The sequence below is a fragment of the Achromobacter sp. genome (assembly GCF_049647645.1).
Lineage (GTDB): Bacteria > Pseudomonadota > Gammaproteobacteria > Burkholderiales > Burkholderiaceae_B > Achromobacter.
Map to the genome: position 1 here is coordinate 1 of NZ_JBARYB010000134.1, position 2,402 is coordinate 2,402.

Annotated in this window: 2 protein-coding genes; both read left to right on the forward strand. The window is 66.6% G+C overall.

Going from position 1 to position 2,402, the window contains the following annotated elements:
* On the forward strand, positions 1–1,077 hold a 1,077-nt coding region (locus WBB14_RS16070; RefSeq protein ID WP_424240723.1), incomplete at its 5' end, for an ABC transporter substrate-binding protein.
* Positions 1,078–1,229: 152 nt separating this feature from the next.
* Positions 1,230–2,327 (forward strand): ABC transporter substrate-binding protein, encoded by a 1,098-nt coding sequence (locus WBB14_RS16075; RefSeq protein ID WP_424240724.1) that lies wholly within the window; start codon positions 1,230–1,232, stop codon positions 2,325–2,327.
* Positions 2,328–2,402: the final 75 nt, after the last annotated feature.

Genomic DNA, 2,402 nt, shown 5'->3' on the forward strand with positions numbered 1-2,402 from the left:
GCGCTATGCATGGCGGGCCTGCTGCTGGCCTCGTCCCCCGCCGAGGTGCGCGCCGCCGACATCCCGCAAATCGTCACGCGCTACCCCGCGCCGCAACCCACGTCGCGCGTCCTGACCATCGCCGGCCCGACGGATACGCCGGTGGTTGCGCCGCTGATCCAGGGCTTCCAGTCGCAGCGGCCGGATGTGACCGTGGTGTACCGCGAGATGGGCAGCCGCGAACTTTACGAAGCCGCCATCGCCGGGCAATTGAAGGACGTGGACGTGCTGATGAGTTCGGCCTCGGACCTGCAGATCCGCCTGGCCAACGACGGCTATGCGCTGAGCTACTCGTCGCCCTATGCGGCCAAGCTGCCCTCCTGGGCCATTTGGCGCCACGAGGTCTACGGTTTCACCTTCGAGCCGGCCGTCATCGTCTACAACCCCAAGCGCTTTACCGAAGCCACCGTGCCGCGCTCGCGCCAGGACCTGCTGCGCCTGCTGGAACGCGATTCCGCCAAGCTGCGCGGCCGCATCGGCACCTATGACATTTCGGCCAGCAGCGTGGGCTATCTGCTGGCCGAACAGGACGAGCTGGTGTCGTCGAACTTCTGGGGCCTGGCCAACGCCATGGGCCAGGCCGGCGTGCGCCTGTCGGCCACCAGCGCCGACATCCTGGACGCGATCGAGAACGACCAGATCGACATCGGCTACAACATCCTCGGCTCCTACGCGCTGTCGCGACAGGCGGCGGGCGCGGCCATTGGCGTGGTCTTTCCGCAGGACTACGTGCTGGTGTTGGCGCGCTCGGTGCTGATCGCGCGGAGCGCCCCCAGCCCGGAACTGGGGCGCGCGCTGGTCGATTGGCTGCTTTCGCCGGCCGGCCAGCAGGTGGCGTCCAGCCATGCCGCGCTGGGCTCCATCATGGAGGACACGCCCGGCCGCTGGACCTCCGAAGCGGTGCTGGCGCGCTCCCAGGGCATCGTGCAGCCGGTGGTGCTGAGCCCCGCCCTCCTGGTCGGACTGGACCAGCGCCGCCATTCGCGCTTCGTGCAGAACTGGATCCGGCTGGTGACGGACACGCCCGCGCGGCCGTGACGGCGGCGGGCGCGCAGCGTCCATGCAGACCAGGGATTTCCCCTAGACGCGACCTGTCGCCATGACAGGACGGCGACAGACGCCGGCTCCTAAGATGCCCGCAAGCTGGACACGGATCCCGCTCGTACCAATAACTCATCGGAGACACACCCATGCTTGCCAAGTCCCACCTGGCGGCCGCCTGCGCCGCTGCATTCGCCCTCGCCGCCGGCAGCGCCTTTGCACAGCAAGTGCCGGCCGGCTATCCGGCCGACTACCAGAAGATCCTGGACGGCGCCAAGAAGGAAGGCAAGGTCGTTATCTATTCGACCACCGACACCAAGGCCGCCGGCCCCGTCATCAAGGGCTTCGAAGCGCTGTATCCGGGCATCAAGGTCGAATACAACGACATGAACAGCACCGAGCTCTACAACCGCTACATCAGCGAACAGGCGGCGGGCGGCACCAGCGGCGACATCGTCTGGAGTTCCTCGATGGACTCGGCGCTGAAGCTGGCCAGCGACTACGCGCTGCAGTACAAGTCGCCGGAAGTCGGCAAGCTGCCGGCCTGGGCGGTGTGGAAGGATTCGGCCTACGGCACCACCTACGAGCCGGCCGTGTTCATCTACAACAAGCGCCTGATCCCGGCTGCCGAAGTGCCCACCACGCACGGCGCGCTGGCCAAGCTGATCGCCAGCCAGCCGGACAAGTTCAAGAACAAGGTCACCACTTACGACATCGAGAAGTCGGCGGTGGGCTTCATGTTGGCAGTGCAGGACAAGGTCAACGACCCCAAGTACTTCGAGACGCTCAAGGGCATCGCCGCGGGCGGCTTGATCGTGCAATCGTCCACCGGCACCATGATGGAACGCGTGTCGTCCGGCGAAAACCTGATCGGCTACAACATCCTGGGTTCCTACGCCGAGACCCGCGCCAAGAACGACCCGTCGCTGGGCGTGGCCTACCCCACCGACTACGCGCTGGTCCTGTCGCGCGTGGCCTTCATCAGCAAGAAGGCGAAGAACCGCAACGCCGCCAAGCTGTGGATGGACTACCTGCTGTCGCAGAAGGGCCAGACCATCCTGGCTAACCAGGCCGACCTGGCCTCGGTGCGCGACGACATCGAAGGCGACAACGACGTGGACGGCATGACCAAGAAGCTGGGCGCCTCGCTCAAGCCGATTCCGGTCAACGAAACCCTGCTGGACTACCTGGAGCAGAACAAGCGCCTGCAGTTCATCAAGGACTGGCGCGCCGCGGCAGGCAAGTAATGCCGCGCAGCCCGGAACGGTGCAGCCGTTCCGGACCGCCTTGCGCGTAGGGGACGGCGGCGCGCCGCCGTCCGC